The 16,590-nt window shown below is 50.7% G+C and carries 10 protein-coding genes; 3 read left to right on the top strand and 7 right to left on the bottom strand.

Features of this window, described 5'->3' with window-relative positions; translation table 11 throughout:
* From icmH to EOPP23_RS06640, 3 genes are read left to right on the top strand one after another with little or no spacing between them, the layout of a single operon-like run.
* Positions 1-933, top strand: coding sequence for a type IVB secretion system protein IcmH/DotU (gene icmH, locus EOPP23_RS06650; RefSeq protein WP_153765194.1), 933 nt, complete (start codon positions 1-3; stop codon positions 931-933).
* Positions 930-4,409 (top strand): type VI secretion system membrane subunit TssM, encoded by a 3,480-nt coding sequence (tssM, locus tag EOPP23_RS06645; protein ID WP_153765193.1) that lies wholly within the window; start codon positions 930-932, stop codon positions 4,407-4,409. The genes icmH and tssM overlap by 4 nt, the downstream gene beginning before the upstream one ends.
* Positions 4,409-5,221 (top strand): protein kinase, encoded by an 813-nt coding sequence (locus EOPP23_RS06640; RefSeq protein ID WP_153765192.1) that lies wholly within the window; start codon positions 4,409-4,411, stop codon positions 5,219-5,221. Before tssM ends, EOPP23_RS06640 begins: the two co-directional genes overlap by 1 nt.
* A gap of 20 nt (positions 5,222-5,241) precedes the next feature.
* On the opposite strand, the gene EOPP23_RS06635 is transcribed toward EOPP23_RS06640, so the two are convergent.
* From EOPP23_RS06635 to EOPP23_RS06605, 7 genes are all read right to left on the bottom strand, one after another.
* The gene (locus EOPP23_RS06635) at positions 5,242-7,308 is read right to left on the bottom strand and encodes a hypothetical protein (protein WP_153765191.1); all 2,067 of its coding nucleotides are present in this window, start codon (positions 7,306-7,308) and stop codon (positions 5,242-5,244) included.
* A gap of 196 nt (positions 7,309-7,504) precedes the next feature.
* Entirely contained in the window at positions 7,505-9,643 is a 2,139-nt protein-coding gene (locus EOPP23_RS06630; RefSeq protein ID WP_153765190.1) for a hypothetical protein, read from the bottom strand.
* Between the two features lie 29 nt (positions 9,644-9,672).
* Entirely contained in the window at positions 9,673-9,969 is a 297-nt protein-coding gene (locus EOPP23_RS06625; protein WP_153765189.1) for a PAAR domain-containing protein, read from the bottom strand.
* 36 nt (positions 9,970-10,005) lie between these two features.
* Positions 10,006-10,584, bottom strand: a complete 579-nt coding sequence (locus tag EOPP23_RS06620) for a Twin-arginine translocation pathway signal (protein ID WP_153765188.1) — start codon at positions 10,582-10,584, stop codon at positions 10,006-10,008.
* A complete protein-coding gene (locus tag EOPP23_RS06615; RefSeq protein WP_153765187.1) occupies positions 10,584-12,749 on the bottom strand; it encodes a type VI secretion system Vgr family protein in 2,166 nt (721 codons plus the stop codon). The genes EOPP23_RS06620 and EOPP23_RS06615 overlap by 1 nt, the downstream gene beginning before the upstream one ends.
* A gap of 54 nt (positions 12,750-12,803) precedes the next feature.
* Positions 12,804-15,401: a type VI secretion system ATPase TssH gene (tssH, locus tag EOPP23_RS06610; RefSeq protein ID WP_153765186.1), complete on the bottom strand. Its 2,598-nt coding sequence runs from the start codon at positions 15,399-15,401 to the stop codon at positions 12,804-12,806.
* 103 nt (positions 15,402-15,504) lie between these two features.
* Complete coding sequence (locus EOPP23_RS06605) at positions 15,505-16,587, bottom strand: type VI secretion system baseplate subunit TssG (protein ID WP_153765185.1); 1,083 nt, start codon at positions 16,585-16,587, stop codon at positions 15,505-15,507.
* Positions 16,588-16,590: the final 3 nt, after the last annotated feature.

The following is a 16,590-nucleotide window of genomic DNA, read 5'->3' as shown; positions in this document are numbered from 1 at the left end:
ATGGGGCAGAGACAGAGCTTTCAACGCAGCGACACCATTCAGAAAGACACGCCCGAGCATAGCGGACGTTTGTCTGACAGCCATAATGAAGAGCCGAATTCTTCAGCAGAACAGTCAGAGCACTGGGGAGTACACACTCAGGCCAGTGAACTTTTCCATGACTTTCATGCGTCTGATAACAGCCTGATTAACCTTTCAGCTGAACTGCTGGCACTGATGGTGACACTGCCTCAGCAACAGAACCCTGCCAGCCTGCCGGAACTGCGTGAAAATCTGGTGTCCAGAGTTTCGGCAATGAATAACCGTGGTCGTTTGTACGGTCATCCGCAGAGTTTGATGGACAGGGCCAGTTATGTGCTCTGTGCCGCTCTGGATGAAGGCATCAATAAAACAAACTGGGGCAGAGCAAGAGGCTGGGAGAACCACAGTTTGCTCAGTCGGCTGTTTCAGCAGCGTAACGGTGGTGAAGTGTTTTTTGTGCTGCTGGAGCAGGCAAAACAACAAGCAGAGCCTAACTCCGAACTGCTGGAGCTGATGTATGTTCTGCTGAGGCTGGGTTTCCAGGGGCGCTACCTGAAGGCAGGAAGTTCTCAGGAAGCTGGCTACCAAAGTGAGAATCATGAACTCAGCCGAATGGCGTCGGAATTGTACAGCGACCTGAGAAGGGTTCGGCCCGCTCCAAAAGGTATCCAGCCACCACCGCCAACCACTAACTGGCATCCACTCAAGCAGTATCGTCGTACACCCTGGATAGTGGCTGTGCCAGCACTACTGATAGCCGGGTATCTGACGACTTTTCTGTGGGTTGATAACTACAACGAAAACCGAATGCTTGGACTTGATGCTTTGCAGAGCTGGCAGGCACCCGCTTCATCAGAGGGAGACATGATGTATGAAAGTACCGCTGATGATATGGGGGCGTGGCAGCTATGAAGAAAATACTGATCACAATTTTTATTATTCTGCTGATTTTTGCCCTGTCGTTTGTCTGGGGTGCCGCTTATATCTGGCCAGAGACGTTTGAGAGTCTGAAATCCATTTCGGCCAGAGCCAAGCTGACCCTGATTCTGCTGGGCATACCTCTATTGATTACAGCGGCTCTTGCAGGTTTGAAGAGCTGGCGGAAAAAACGCAAAGCCATAGCTCAGGACCAGGAACTGCAATACCTTCGTCGTGAAAAGCGAAGGTTGAATGAGAACTGGAAGAAACTAACGGTTCAGTTGCAGAAGCAGTCAACAGGCTACAACATTTACAACCTGCCCTGGGTCATGATGTTGGGTGACAGCAGTGCCGGTAAAAGCAGCTGGCTGCAGCAGGCCGGCTTTGAACGTATTCAGACAGACAGTGGCAAGGATCAGAAGGCGGATAATCGTAATGACGATATTGTTTTCTGGATCAGTGAACATGCTGTTGTCCTTGAGATGGCCGATCATTTTCTAACGGAAGAAAGCGGTGAGCTGGATACTCCGATTATGCAGCACCTCTACTCGCTGCTGAAAAGGCACCGCCCCAGACAGCCGCTCACCGGTATTATTGTTGCCCAGGCTGCCAGCCAGCTAGTGATGCGACAGCCACTTGAGTTGCAGGATCAGGCCAGAAAGCTGAGGCGTCGTCTGAAAGAGCTGGATGATGTCACCGGTTTGAAACTGCCGGTCTGGATTCAGGTCACCTTGTGTGATCAGTTGGAAGGTTTTCAAGCCTGTTTCGACCAGACCAGCAGTAATGAGCGAAGCAACCCTTTGGGGATTGTTCTGGAAGGCTATCAGCCGGAACAGTGGCACCAGAAATTTGATGATTTCCAGCGCACGTTAACAGAACCTCTGAGTGATCTGCTGCATGGCGAGAAAGACGTCGATGATCGTCAGTCTTTGAGTCGCTTCCTGTTGCAGATGACGCTATTGAAAGAGCGTCTGCAAACGGGGCTGGATGAGATTTATAACAATCGACATCACAGCCCGGATGCCTGGGTAGCCGGTGTCTGGCTGAGCTCAACCGCTCAGGAAGGTGACAGTTATAACCTGCTGGCGAATGAGCTGGGCAGAAACTGGGGCTTTCAGGCACTGAAACAGCAGAGTCAGTTTAAAGGCAATAACAGTTATTTTATTCGTAACTTCTTTCCCCGTATTGCCATGAAAACACTGTTGGCTGTTGGTGAGAATACCGTTGCTCATCAACTCTGGCGTGGGCAAGTGATTGTGGGTGGCGCTCTGGTCTTCTTTATTTTGCTGGGGGGCGCATCTATTGCACGACAAAACATAGTGTATAACCAGCAGTTACAGAATCTTGCCCAGCAGGAGTTGCTGCAGTACCAGAATGAGGTTCGCCAGCTGGGAGATCATGCTGAGCCTGAGCAATTAATTGAACCTCTGCTTCGACTGAGAGAGTTGGCGTCAGAGTTTGATAAGCCTCGAAAGCTGGTGCTGGATCTGGGGCTTTTTGATAATGGTATCGCGCAGCAGGTTCATCTGGCTTACAACAACCAGCTGCAGCAGAGGCTGTTTCTGCCTCTGGCCGAGCGAGTGAATGATGAGCTGACAGCCTATGTACAACTAGGCGACTATCACGAAGTATTCAGTCATCTTCTGCATTACATGATGCTGTTTGAATCCGATATTCGAAACAATGATGAGCTTAACGAATATCTTGCACTTCTGTTGTATGAACGTGAAGAGTTGAGTGACTCCTCGAGAGATTACCTGTTCACATTACTGGACGATCTCTGGACAACCGATCTCAACAGCTTCGAGCCGGAACAGGAGCTGGTGGCCAGCGCCCGCAGTAATCTTGATCAGCGCATTGATAACCAGCTGGTTTATGATTTTGTTAAGGCTGCTCCGGCCAACTCGCGCAGGGTTGATATTCGCAAGCGACTGGGCAGTAACTTTAAAGACAGCTTTGAATTTAAAGCCGGTTTTGACGGTTACTACCTGCCGGTTATGTTTACCCGCGAGGGCTATGACCGCTTGAACCTGACCGAAGAATCAGAGCTGTTGCAGGATGCAATGGCCGATCTGGTTAAGGTTAAAGGTCTCGGTCGTGAGCTATCTGCTGCGGAGAAAAGCCGAATTGTCGGGAAAGTGCGTGAACTTTACTTCCTTGACTACATTCGAATCTGGAAGTCTCTGGTCAATAACATTGAGCTTAACTCTGAGGATACTCTGGCAGAACAACTGGATCAGGTTCAACGACTGTATCAGGGTGAACAGCCAGCGTTGTTTACCTTGATTTCAGCGGTTGCAGACCAGACTCAATTACAGGCTCCTGAGACCGCCGAGTCTGACGATCCGACGAAAAAACTACTGGCTCGTCAGGCAGAGAAAAAAGCAGCGAAAGCCATAGGCCTTAAAGGTGCCAACCGTAAAATTGCACGAAGTGCCGGTAAGAGTGCGTTGGGTCGTCTTGAGAAACAGCGTTCGGCAGTCATTGTTAATGAAGCTTTCAGTGCCTATGCCACTTTCTTTATCGATCGTGGTGAGCAGCTGACAGAACAGTTCAATCTTCTGGATAACGAGCTTCAACAGATCAGCAGCCATCCAAACAGTAATCAGGCCTATTTTGATAATGTCACCGCTCAGGTGAGTGGTGAGGTTGGCAGTTTGTCAGCGCTCAGAATTCTGGCTCGGCAGGACAAAACCCAGGCCTCGGTCTGGCTGGATTCTCTGGCGGATTCGCTCTGGAAAGAGTGGCTGAACGGCGCAGGCCAGTATATACAGGAGCAGTGGCGACAGACTGCTTATAAAACCTGGCGTTCTCGTCTGGCGAATCGTTTTCCGTTTGCCAGTGCAGCCAGGCAGGAAGCTCGTGAAGGAGATTTCGTGGAGTTCCTGAAGCCAGGGGGAGAGCTGGAGCTGTTTGTGACAACCTATCTGAAACCTTTCGTGGAACCGGGTAATGAGTTCAGCAGCAATAAATGGCGACTGAAGTCCGTTAATGGTGAACAGTTGTCGTTGAGTAATAACTACCTGCGGCAGTTGGAACAGGTTGATCGAATCAGGGAGAGTTACTTCAGTCAGGATGGTCAGCTCGATATCCGCTACCGAATCAGGGCCCGTCGTCTCGATTCACGATCTACCGGTTTTAATCTGCGTGATGGTAATGGCAACTTTAACTACAGTCATGGCCCAAGACGCTGGCAGGAACGAAGCTGGCCCAGCAGTGAATCAGAGAACCTGTCGCTGAACTTTGACAGTAATGGTTTGCACCTGGCCCGAGCCAGCTATTCAGGGCCATGGGCGTGGCAGCGCTTTGTGGCAGACAGTAAGTTGCAGGGCAATGGTGCAGAGCTTCAGCTCAGCTACACATTGAAGTCCTATGAAGTGGTTCTGGATCTTGAAGTGGATCGCAGAGGCAACCCTTTTGACCCGAAACTGACCGAACGACTGAAGCTGCCAGGAACCATTGTTAACTGATGGTTTCTGTCTGCCCCATTACCAGCCATGCCGAACTGAGAGGCAAATCACTGATTGCCTCACGGTTTATTTGTGGGGACTTGATTGTCAAAACCGGACGGTCAGCTCTCTACCATGGCTGGGATGCATTACAGGATAAGCCGGTTGTTCTGAAGAGACCGCTGGCCACTCTGACAGCTGAGCAGGTCGAACAGTGGCAGCGCGAAGGTGACATTCTGCGTCAGAACAGTTCAGCAAGGCTTCTGAAAGGCGAGGGCTATAGGTTTGATGGTGATCGGCACTGGCTGATTATGGCGCCGGCGAAAGGTCGGTTGCTGCTGGACTTGATGCAGTCAGGGCAGGCTTTTCTCTGGAGTGAAAATATACGAAGGGCCTTCACCTGTTCGTTGATCAAAGCTCTTGTGCAGCTGCACGACAGAGGGTTGTGCCACGGCGATATAAAACCGGACAATATCTTTGTTGATCCGGTTACCGCCAAGGTTCAGCTGATAGATTTCTCGGCCTGTGAACCGGTTGATCGGCCGGTAAGCAAGAGAAGCTATTCTCCCGACTGGCATCACCCGACACTGGACAGTGGTTGTGGGCGTCAGGTGGATAGCTATGGTGCGGCACTGCTGGTTTGGTGTCTATGGACAGGTTCACATCCGTTTGAAAAGCGCAGTGTGATCAGCTTTTTTAATTCCCCGTCATACTGGCCCGTTCAGACTGGCTGGAAAAACTGGCTGGATGGTCACTGGCTGAGGCGTGCCCTGAAGCAGCCTGAACAGATCACACTGGGTGAACTGAACAGGCGTTTTGGCTGTTACGAATAGCTGTTTGTTAAGAATGGCCGTTAAGAATAGTCGATACCGGACTTCGTCAGCAGGTCCTTACGAATCACATCAAAAGCAAGTCGTTCACCACTGCCGTGTATTTTGGCTTGTTCGTATCGGCTGACGACAGAATGAAGGTTCTGCTTGGCCGGGTCCACGGCATTGGTTCTTACCAGTGTTGGATCCGTTTGCAGTGTTGACTGCGTAACCGATTCTCCGCGCTGCCCTTCACTAACTCCCATTAACTGTATTCCGGCATCACCTGCTTCTGCCTCTGAGCCAAATACGACACTGAGAGGTGTCTTGCGCTGACTCCATTCGTTCTTATGATAAGCGGATTGAATAACACCAATATCTGTCAGCGAAGTATCGGAGTAACCTGTGAAGCCGGCAGTCCGCCACTGCATTTCAGGGTCACTCAAATGGTCCATTTCTGCATTCAGGCTGGCAATCAACGAAGTGATACGATTCTGACAGTCCAGATAAACCTGGTTAACTTCCAGTTTCGAGGTATTCCTGTTCATAAAGTCAGTGAAGGCTTTCATTCTCTGCATATGAATACTGGCATGGGTGGGGTCGTAGTTTTTCAGTTTCGCTTCCATGATGCCTACCGCTGAGCTGGCAAAGAGGTCATAACCAGCGAGGAAGACACCACGGGGCGAGATAACCGTGCTGAAACCAAGACTGGAACCTATGCCCAGTGTTGCCCCTGCCGAACTGTTGAAACTGACCGAGTCGGCGGTGGCCATGGCGCTCAGGTTAGCCTCTGCTCCCGCACCAGCGTTAAAGGATTCACTGAATTTCAGACTGAAGATACTGATGTTTCTGGAAGTATGCTTCAGGGAGAAAGTCTGATCAGATGAGACTGAAAATCCTGCCATAGCTGATGCGCCAATATCCAGCCCTACACCTTTACCATTGATAAAGACTTCGACATTACCGGCGGCAGATGCACTGGCAGCCAAATCCCCCGTGACTTCTATATCAGCAGTCTGGAGCAGGGTTACACCGGCACGGCCGGAAACCTTAACAGCTATTTCTACTTCAGCGCTGGCGCTGGCATTCAGCAGGGAAGAGGTATTTGCTTTGCCTTCTTTCTCTGCAAGATCGTATTCGCCTTTCTGTTTTGGTAACCCGATTTGTCCTTCTGCGGAAGCCCTGCTTCCTGCAACCGCCTCGGCATGGCCACTGAGGTGACCTTCAATCAGTTTGAATCGGTCACCCAGTGTGCGGCGAAGAACGTCTACCTTTACTTTACAGCTGTTGTTTATTTCATAGTCAAAGTCAGCAGAAACACTGGCAGTGGAATCAATACCAGCATTTGCGCTGGCCACCAGTGATTTGGCCTTGGCTTCGGCACTGGCTTCCGCACTGACACTGGCGGAGGCTTCAACGGCTGCTTTGACTCGGTGCTCGAAGCCACCTCTGAGTTTCTTCACTCCGCTGTCGTAGCTGGCACTGCCAGAGGCGCTGGCTGACCCTGAGGCAGAAGCTGAAGCGGAGGTTTTACTGCGGCTTGCTTCTGCTGAACCTGTTGCTTCAGCTTCTGCGCCGGTATCGACCTTGTACTTGTCCTGTGGTGTCCCGCGGTATGCAAGAATCATATTGGACGCGGAAGCTGCCAGCACTTCACACTGGAGTCGTGAGACCGTCAGATCAGAAATAGTCTCAACATTGAATGTCTTGTCCTCCTTGAGAATAGTCATCAGCTCCAGCTTGTCTTTTAATATACGACGAAGTGAGCTTAGTTTGACCAGCTTGGTCACTTTCTGCTGCTGTACCGGGGAGGGGTGGTAAGCACGAATATGCTCGGGAAAGTTTAATTGGGCTGCCAGAACCATCGAGTTCCATTTTTCATGGGCCATGATTTTATTACTGTCGATGGTTTTAAGCTCATGTTCCAGAGTGGTATAAACAATATCTATAGCTTCCTGCCAGTGCTCCATTCTGGTTGCACGGCGATAACCGAACCTTTTACCCATTTCGTGGGTCCAGCCTTTAATCAGGCTGACGAACTCGGCCTGGGGAATATTCACCAGTTGGGAGTGTTTCTTTTTTTGTTCGGCAATAAGCTCAGCAAATCTCATGGGAAAGCCTCAGTACGTGCAAGCTGCTGGTGTGAAAGATGGTAGCCAGCAAAACGGTGATATCAGCATAGATAAACTAGCCCGGAACAAGTGTTGATAGTGCAATTCACTTTATTCCGGGCAGGGCACATTGAGTGCTGGTGAGAAGAGTTGAGCTTTTATTGGCAAGGAGGCTCTTGCTTTTTTAACCTGTTGATCAGGCGTAGTTGACCTTCTTCGTTAACATGTCTCTTCTGAGTACTTCGTAAGCTACGCAGGCTCCACTGCCATTGCTTGTGGCCTGTTCATAAGCTGCGGCAGCATTATGCAGTGCCTGCTTATCGGTACTGACGACACTAGACAGTTTGTCACCGCGGTTAGTGGTTTGACTGGAAATGAATGACTGAACCACAACCTGCCCTCTCATTCCTTCGCCAACACCTTCCGGCCCGGAAATATTACTGTGGCCTTCATCCGCTTCACTGCCGAAGATAACGGCCAGTGGGCCTGTCTCATTGGTCGTGGTTGTGTAGTCATAATAAGTGGACTGAGAGGTTCCTTTTACGCCGTCAGCAATATCCCCCTTGGCCATCTCAGTGTATTGATCTTTCACATTGACACCGGGAGCGCGGAACTGGGTCATTTTGTAGAGACGCTCTGCATCATTATTCAGGGAGGCAATGCAGGCACCAATACGAGTCATGTTGTCCAGGTAAACCTGATTGATTTCTCCTTTGGAAGCCTGCTTGTTGAGAAAATCACAAACCTTCTGCAGGCGCTGGGTATGAGGGCCATTATTGTAGCGGGACATAGCCTTACCCAGAGCCAGAACAGTAGGAACAGCAAGGAAGTCATAACCCAGAAGCAGCAGGCCACGAGGTGACACTACGGTATTGGCTGCAAATCCGGCACCAATACCGAGGGTAGTGGTAACAGAGGTATCAAAGAAACACTGGTCAAAGGAGGCAATGGCAGAAACCTTGCCCTCGATGCCAATACCGGCAGTAAAGGCTTCGTGAACCTGACTGCTGATAATGCTGACATTTCGGGAGGGATGTTTGAAAGTGATTTTCTGTTTGGTACCTGCCTCAAAACCGGCCATGGCACTGCCACCAATGTTCATGCCTACTTCCTGCTCGTTCACATAGAACTTGAGGTTGCCGGCAGCAGCAGCGGTCACAAAAGCTTCGGCAGACAATTCCAGATCAATCATTTGTAACAGAGTCAGGTTAGTGCTGCCTTCCAGGCCCACTTTTAGTTCAACTTCAGCATTAACCTCGGCACTGGCAATGTTAAAAACCTCTTTTCCCCTGCCCTTGGCTTTTGCCTTGTCGTCATCATTCAATGTCTGAAAACTGTTAAAGGCCTTGTTCTGGTCTTTGGCATGGTGAAAGGTAACGTTGCCCGGACCATTGGCAGAAGCACTGGCGCTGCCACTGGCAGAAGCAAAGGTTTTGCCCTTGCATTGCGCTTCAATGGTTTTGAACTTGTCGCCGAGTGTACGGCGAAGGTAATCAACCGATACGTTGCATGAATGATAAATGCCGTAATCGACATTGGCACTGACTTCTGCCATTGCATCAATACCTACTTTTGCGGAAGCCTTTAAGTCATCAATTTTGGCTTCGGCTTTGGCATAGGTGTCTATATCAGCGGAAGCCATTACCGATGCTTTAAGGTGTGCATGGCCTCCACTACCAAAAGCAACATCTCCGCTGTTATATCCTGCCTGTGCTGAGGCACTGGCTTTGGCACCGACAGAGCCTGATACTCCTGTTTTGCCTTTACTGCCATCTTTACTGGTTCCAGCTGTCGCTGTACCTGAATAAAAACTCTTGCCAGGGTTATTCTGGTAGCTTTTGTACTGCGCCAGAAGTATCTCAGCCGAGGTAGCCATTACCTCACATTGAAGGCGAGAGACTGCCAGATCGCTGAGGGTTTTTACCCCCAGCTCCTTATCTGATTTCAGAAAACTAAGCAGTTCAGCTTTATTGCGAAGATGACGGGTAATCTTGCTGTTCTCAACCAGCAGGCGAGTGCGTTGCTGTTCAACAATGGTTGGGTGATAGATATTGATATGCTCAGGGAAGTAGAGCTTGGCAGCCAGCATCATGTCACGCCACATCTTGTGGGACTGAATAGTGGCTGTATCGGTAGTATCCAGTTCGTTTTCCAGCGTGGAATAGACCGTATCAATAGCTTCCTGCCAGTGCTCCAGTCGAGTCGCTTTTTTATAGCCGCAACGTTTACCCATAGCTTGAGCCCAGTCAGAAACCATGCTTCTGAACTGCGGCGCAGGAATGGACGTTATGCCGTTGGGGAACTCTTTTTCGTTAAACAGTTCGGAAAATCTCATGGTCTAAAAACTCCTGATCTTTGAGTACGTCAGCCGCCAATCAAAACAGTAGGCCAGCCCAGGATTACAGTGCCGCCGTGGGCAGTAGGGTCACCCATACGTACGGCCGGTTTGTTGTTAATAAGAACGGTAAAGCTGCCCAGAATGACGCTGTCTGGTGGCCCGACACAGATACAGGGCTGGCCGACAGTAGCAGCAGGCAGGTTGCCAATCAGAACAGTAGACGGCAGTGGTAATAGTGGGCCGCCAACATGGGGAATAGGCACAATGGCAGGTGTCTGCATGGGGCATACATGCATGTCTGTTGCACGTGCTGCGGGTCTCATAGCAACCTCCTGTTGTCCGTAGGGACAAAAAAATCGTTAACGGCCATTGCCACCATCGGCGATGATCAGACCTGTTCTGATCATTGCCTTGTAGTTTTTCTTGCCATTACTGGCATCGGGAAGCACTGCGCTCAGACAGATAGCTCCCGCTACCGCATGGGAGTAAAGATAAGGTGGAGCCGGATTGGCCGGTCCATCTATGGGAGTGATGCTGCCACCACTCCAGAAAGCAGCCTGTGCCAGCCATCCGGCCGCGTTATCCAGTTCCGCTCTTTTTGCCCTTGTCTCTGATATACGTCTATTTGCTTCTGTGGATTCACGAACCCAAGATTCTGCTGCAGAAAGTGCCTGTTGTTGCACGTCGTTTAATTCCTGCTCAACCATGCGCAGGCAGAGGCAACCCCACCAGACCGCTTCCCGGGCCGACAGGGCATGACAGAGAAAGGTCACCAGCTCGTTGTATTTCTCTTCTTTTAGCCACTGTTCGATCAGTTCCTGCGGTGACTGGTCCGAAGGAACGCTTTCTTTCAGAGTCTTGTCGACCTGATAGCGGTTGATAACCTCCAGGGCATATTCCTGAGGTATTTTTCGAAGTGTCTGTACTTTGGAAAACATCAGTTAATCTTCGCTATAGCCCCTTGAATTTCCACCATGGCGCCCGCTTTTATCTGGGTCATGGCATTACCCTGAATGCCTACCATGGTGCCCTTGATATCGGTTTTCACCGTACCTTCAACTGTCGCCATCACACCGCCTTTCAACTCTGCCTTAACCTGACCTTCAGCCTTGAACTGCACACCGGATATTTCTACGCCGCTGGGCGACAGTTTTATGGTGCTGGGTCCACAGCTTATTTCTACGCCACTGGGTGACAGGGCAATCTTACTGGGGCCTACTTCCAGATCTATGCCGGTTTGTCCGGTCTGTTTGATGCTCATACCTTCCAGGTTCAGGGAATTGGTGGCCTTGCCCTCAATATTGCCCTTACTTTCCATAGCAATATCGCCAGTACTGTCGATGCTGGTGCCACCTTTTACGGTTAAGCTGGCATCGTCATCGGTTTGTAACTGATAGCCGCCCTTGGCTGTCAATTCGTAGGCGTCATCGGTTGTTATCGCAATTTTTTTGGTGACAGTAACGGCCTGTTCGCCTTCGATAGTGAGTGTGTCGTCTTCCTTGATGGTGCGGGTAACAGTCTTTTGGATTTCTTCCGTCAGGTTGCCGACAATGGTTTCTGTTCGGTCGTTTTTGACATCGATCAGCAGATCTTTCTCTGCCTGAAGATAGACCTGTTCTTCATCTTTTTTGCAGTCAAAACGCAATTCGTTGAAGGTATCGGCACCACCGTCTGGTGAAGACTGGAGTTTTATTCCGTAGCTGGTGGGTTCGGTATAAGGCTGCTTATGAGTTTCGTTATAAACAGAGCCTGTCACCACAGGGCGATCCGGGTCACTGTCCAGAAAACTGACCAGTACCTCATCGCCCACTCTGGGAATGAAGTGACTGCCAAAGTTATTGCCAGCCATATTCTGGGCCACACGTACCCAGCAGGATGAGGAATCGTCGCCCTGGCCTTCGGTATCCCAGTGGAACTGAACCTTTACCCGGTTATAGTCGTCGATATGAGTCTCTTCCGACGAGGGGCCAGTGACGATTGCACTCTGCAGTCCGAGAATTTTTGGTTTCTCAAAGGAAGGGAGCGGTCGGTAATCGTTATCAGTCGGAATGCAGACAAAGCGGTTGCTGTACTCCATCTCTCTGCCACTTTCAGCCGCAGCAAACTCATGGTGCACAGCCAGCAGCAGGTACTCGCCTTTCTCTTCAGCATCAACGTGATGATCCAGCTTGAAACAACCACCCGCATAAAACCCTGAAAGGCTGCTGCCGCCTTCTACCTGACTGTATCGGCTGTCGAACCCTTCAATGGCTTGTGTGGCTACATCAGTACCAGCGCTTTTTTCCTGATAACGACCAGGGTAGAAGTAATGCTGCAGGCTTTTCTGAGCCTTTATGCCAGAGGCACTGTTCACCTTGCTGCCGGGCAGGGCTTCAGCAAGTTCATAACTGTAGTCGCTGGTCATGGCACCACCGGCTCCCAGAGAGAAGCTGTGCTGCCAGTCGGTAATCGCCCATTCCTGTTTATCACTTTCGGCAAAGTGGTCGGCACTGCCTTCGGCAACGGTTGAGAAGCAGCCATTGTCAGCGCCGATGACCAGTTTGTGATCGCCCTTCTGTTGCTGAAAGTGATAGTGCCAGCCTTCTTCGTTCATCAGGCGAACGATAAAGTCACGGTCAGTTTCATTGAACTGAACACAGTACTCTCTGGCTTTATCACCACTGGCAGCCAGATCCAGCTGGCTGCTGAAACCGTGTTCAGAAGCCAGAGACTTAATGATTTCGCTTGCTTTCTGTTCCTGATAAACCCGACAGTTGGTTCTGTGCTGCAACAGCCAGAACCAGGGCACTAGAACCGCAGTGAACTGATCATAGCCTCTGCTTTGAAGGGAGCCTGTTTTACGGATTTCAATACAGATGCCGTGAAAGGCCGCTGGTGAACTGCCAGTGCTTGAAACACGTGGTTGATAGACAACACTGATGCCTATGCCCAGCAACTTCTCTGGGCTCAGCTTACGGGCGATAAACGACACTCGGTGTTGATAGCAGTCATCGACAAAATCACTGCTTTCCATACGGGTGGCGATACATTCGTCACCGGATTCGGTAATCAGTACCAGCGGGCGTTGCCCGCTGTCATAACTCTGGGAATTAGCCTGAGGCATTAACTAACGGCCTCCCTGATTGTGTCTTAATAAATAGTGTCTTTATAAACAGCATCAGGACAGCTCCACATGGAGAGACTGTCCAGCCACTGAAACCTCGACACGGTTAATCTCCTGGCCAGTGCTGGTGTGCAGCAGACACTCTTTTGCCAGCAGTGGCATAAGCTGTTGCTGAATAATCTGTTCAACGGCACGGGCGCCGGTGTGCGGACTGTTATTCCACATCACCAGTTGTTCAATGGCTTTATCATCAATAGCCAGTGTCGCCTGATATTTTTCGGCAATGTTCTTTTCTATTCGTGCGATGGCGATACGGCAGATGGACTTCATCTCCTCCTGATTCAGTGGGAGGAAGGGCAGGATTCGGGTACGTCCGAGAAATGCCGGTTTAAAGAAAGTCATCAGATCATCTTCAATGGCTGAAACTAATGGACCATATTTGACGGGGCTGTCTTCAGCAGAGCCTTTCTCAACATAGTCACAGATAGCAAAGTCAGCCGCGTTAGATGTCATGATGATCAGGGTGTTTCTGAAGTCAACTTCCTGTCCGGCACTGTCGGAAATGCGGCCCTTGTCAAAAATCTGATAGAAAATGTCGTGAACGCCAGGGTGTGCTTTTTCCATCTCATCGAGGAGAACAATGGAGTGAGGTTTGCGGCGAACGGCTTCGGTCAACACGCCACCTTCACCATAGCCCACATAACCGGCCGGTGCTCCCAGCAGCATTGAAACCTTATGTTCTTCCTTGAATTCGGTCATATTGATCACTGTCAGATTCTGTTCGCCCCCAAACAGTTGATCTGCCAGCGCCAGAGCAGTTTCTGTCTTACCAACACCGGAAGGGCCACACATCAGGAATACACCCATCGGACGACGCTGGTCACCGAGGCCGGTTCTGTTGATGCGGATGGTTTCACTGATGGCATTGATGGCCAGCTTCTGGCCAATGATTCTTTCTGCCAGTGCCTGTTCAAGCTTCAGCAGTCGTTCGGTTTCATCCGCCACCATGTTACCAGCTGGAATTCCGGTCCAGCCTTCGATGACCTGAGCGATACTCTGGTCGTCAACAAAAGGCTTAACAAGAGGGTTTTCTGCCTGCAGCTCTTTTAATTGCTGCTGTAACTGCTCCAGTTGTTCCAGCTGAACCTGCTCCGGTTTGAAGTCAGGGGACTCGTTACGCTGGCTGTCCAGTTCACTGGTAAGGCTTAGCAGGGCGCCACTGAGTTCTTTTTCCTGTGACCATTTTTGCTCCAGTGTCTGCTGTTGTTCAGCCAGCTCGGTCAGTTCAGCCGCAATATCCTGCAGTCGCTGTTGGTGTTCACTGCTGGCGTTCCACTCCAGTTCAAGAGCAGAGGCTTCCTGCTTCAGGTAATCCTGCTGCTGTTTAAGCTTGTTGATCACCGCAGGTGTGGCTCGGGCAGACAGTCCGATTCTGGAACAGGCGGTATCCAGCAGACTGATGGCTTTATCAGGCAGTTGACGTTCAGGCAGATAACGGACGGAAAGTTTAACGGCTGCTTCAATAGCAGTATCCAGTACTCTGACATTATGATGAGCCGCCAGAGAACGGGAAACACCCCGTACCATGGCAATAGCATCCTGTTCGTCAGGCTCGGGAACCTTGACCACCTGAAAACGGCGCGTCAGTGCAGCATCGCTCTCGAAGTACTTTTTATATTCAGCCCAGGTGGTGGCCGCAATAGTTCTCAGCTCACCCCGAGCCAGAGCCGGTTTCAGCAGGTTGGCAGCGTCGTTCTGTCCGGCTGCGCCACCGGCACCGATAAGGGTGTGGGCTTCATCAATAAACAGGATGATGGGTGTCGCTGAGTTTTGTACTTCGTTGATCACATCCTGCAGACGTTTTTCAAACTCGCCCTTGATGCTGGCTCCGGCTTGCAGCAGTGACAGATCAAGAATGCGTAATTCAATGTTGAGCAGGTGGTCCGGCACCTGTTGGTCAACGATGGCTTGTGCTAATCCTTCAACAACAGCCGTTTTACCGACACCCGGGTCACCCACCAGAATCGGATTGTTCTGACGGCGACGGGACAGAATATCGATCATCTGACGTATTTCATCGAGACGACCGGAGATCGGATCAAGCTTGCCAGCCTGAGCCTGCTCGGTCAGGTTGCGAGTGTATTTATCCAGCGCCGCATGGCTGGCATCTTCTACAGCCTGGCTTTCTGTACCGACAGATTGATCGGAGCGGGCAATAGCCTGAAGGCTTTCTCGGGATATCTTGCGAAGCTGGTCAGTCAGGGGCGATGACACCAGCATAAAGCTGTCACGGTTGATCAGTGCCAGGAGCAAATGAGGCAGGCGAATTTTCTCTTGAGCTGCATTCAGTGATGCTTCAACCCAGGCATCCTGCATGACACTGACCAGTGTTGAGGAAAGAGCCGGAGCACCCTGATGACCAGTTGAGTTACGGTTCAGTCGTTGATCAAGATCAGAGAGTATGTCAGCTCTGTCCAGACCGAATTTATTAGCCAGTTCGGTAAATTCACCGCTGTTTGCCAGCTGCAGCAGCCAGTGTTCAATCTCTATAGATTTATGGCCACGACCGGCGCAATCTCCGGCGGCGGCTTCCAGCGAGGTCAACAGTGCTGAAGCCAGTCGGTCGATGAGTTTTTTTAATTCCTGCTGCATCTTGTTCTTTGCCTTGTTCGCTGTTGGTCGTTCAGTGCTGTCTAAATCTAAAAGTGCTATCTAAAAGCGTTATCTAAAACGAGGTTTTACTGTTTTGCATTTGCTATAGCGGTAACACGCCCGTTGAGCAGACCTTGCCTCTGCCAAGGGTTATGGAGACCTTGCTGACCGGTTTAGAACCGGACTGCAGGCTGTGGCTCATACCCAGTTGCACCCGTTCTGCCCTGTCAGTTTTCAACTGCGGCTGCGGCATCATGTCCGAGTTGCACTCCAGCTGAAGGTCTATATCAACCTGTCGTCTCAGGTAGAGCTGAGCGAAAGCCTGAACACGGGCATGAAGACGACAATCTGTCTCTACCATTCGCTTCTGTTCGGCGTTACCAGCGTGAATAACAACCGTCAGGCGGTTATTTGCCAGCCAGCTGTGACCGCCCAGCAAAGCACCTGAACCAAGCGCATTGGTTTCTGTTTTGCGACTGGTCAGCTGGCTGCGACAGTCATCATCCAGTGGGTATTTCTTGAGAGGCTGGGATGACACTGAAATCGTCAGGCCAAAATAGTCTTCAAGAATCTGTTTCAGCAGGCAGGTTGAAACAGTTCGCTGTCCCATAACTCCCACGTATGGCACCAGATGATCCGCTGGCAGTAGCGGGTAACGGGTTACACCGGTCAGTGAGCAGAGTTGTTCACCCAGGGTTCTGAGATTTTCCCGTTGCTGAAAAGAACGACGCTGTCTGTTTTCTTTCAGCCAGACGCCGTCTTCAAAGCGGCAGGTAATATGGTATCGAGTCAGGCTGCGGTAGCTGTTAAGCAAAACCCGCTGGTTAAAGATTTCGTAGAAATCCTGCAGGCTGGCATTGTCTTCGCCGACCCTGAGCTGGTGAGCCTTGTCCTGATAGCTGTACGGCAAAACACCATTAATGCCGGTCAGGGAAGGCAGTGTAGTCGTAAGCGTGACGGTTTTTCTGATGTAGCGGATTTCTGTCATTTCCGCTTTGGTGTGGCGATAGCCCGGATCGCTGATCAGAGCTAAAGCAACCGGAGAGCGACCAGCCCCGTTAAGTATCAAGCGAATAGCCTGGGCAAACTGCCACTGCTCCGGTTGATTCTGAAGCCGTCTCAGCAGATTGCTCTTACCGCTGTATTTGCCATTAGCATCGTTTTTACTGTCGCTTGCTGCTGACATGAC

Origin of the sequence: Endozoicomonas sp. OPT23, assembly GCF_009653635.1 — a bacterium.
In the GTDB taxonomy this organism is placed as follows: domain Bacteria; phylum Pseudomonadota; class Gammaproteobacteria; order Pseudomonadales; family Endozoicomonadaceae; genus Endozoicomonas_A.
The sequence above is the reverse complement of the archived record's forward strand: the minus strand, read 5'-3'. Positions and strand labels throughout refer to the sequence as shown.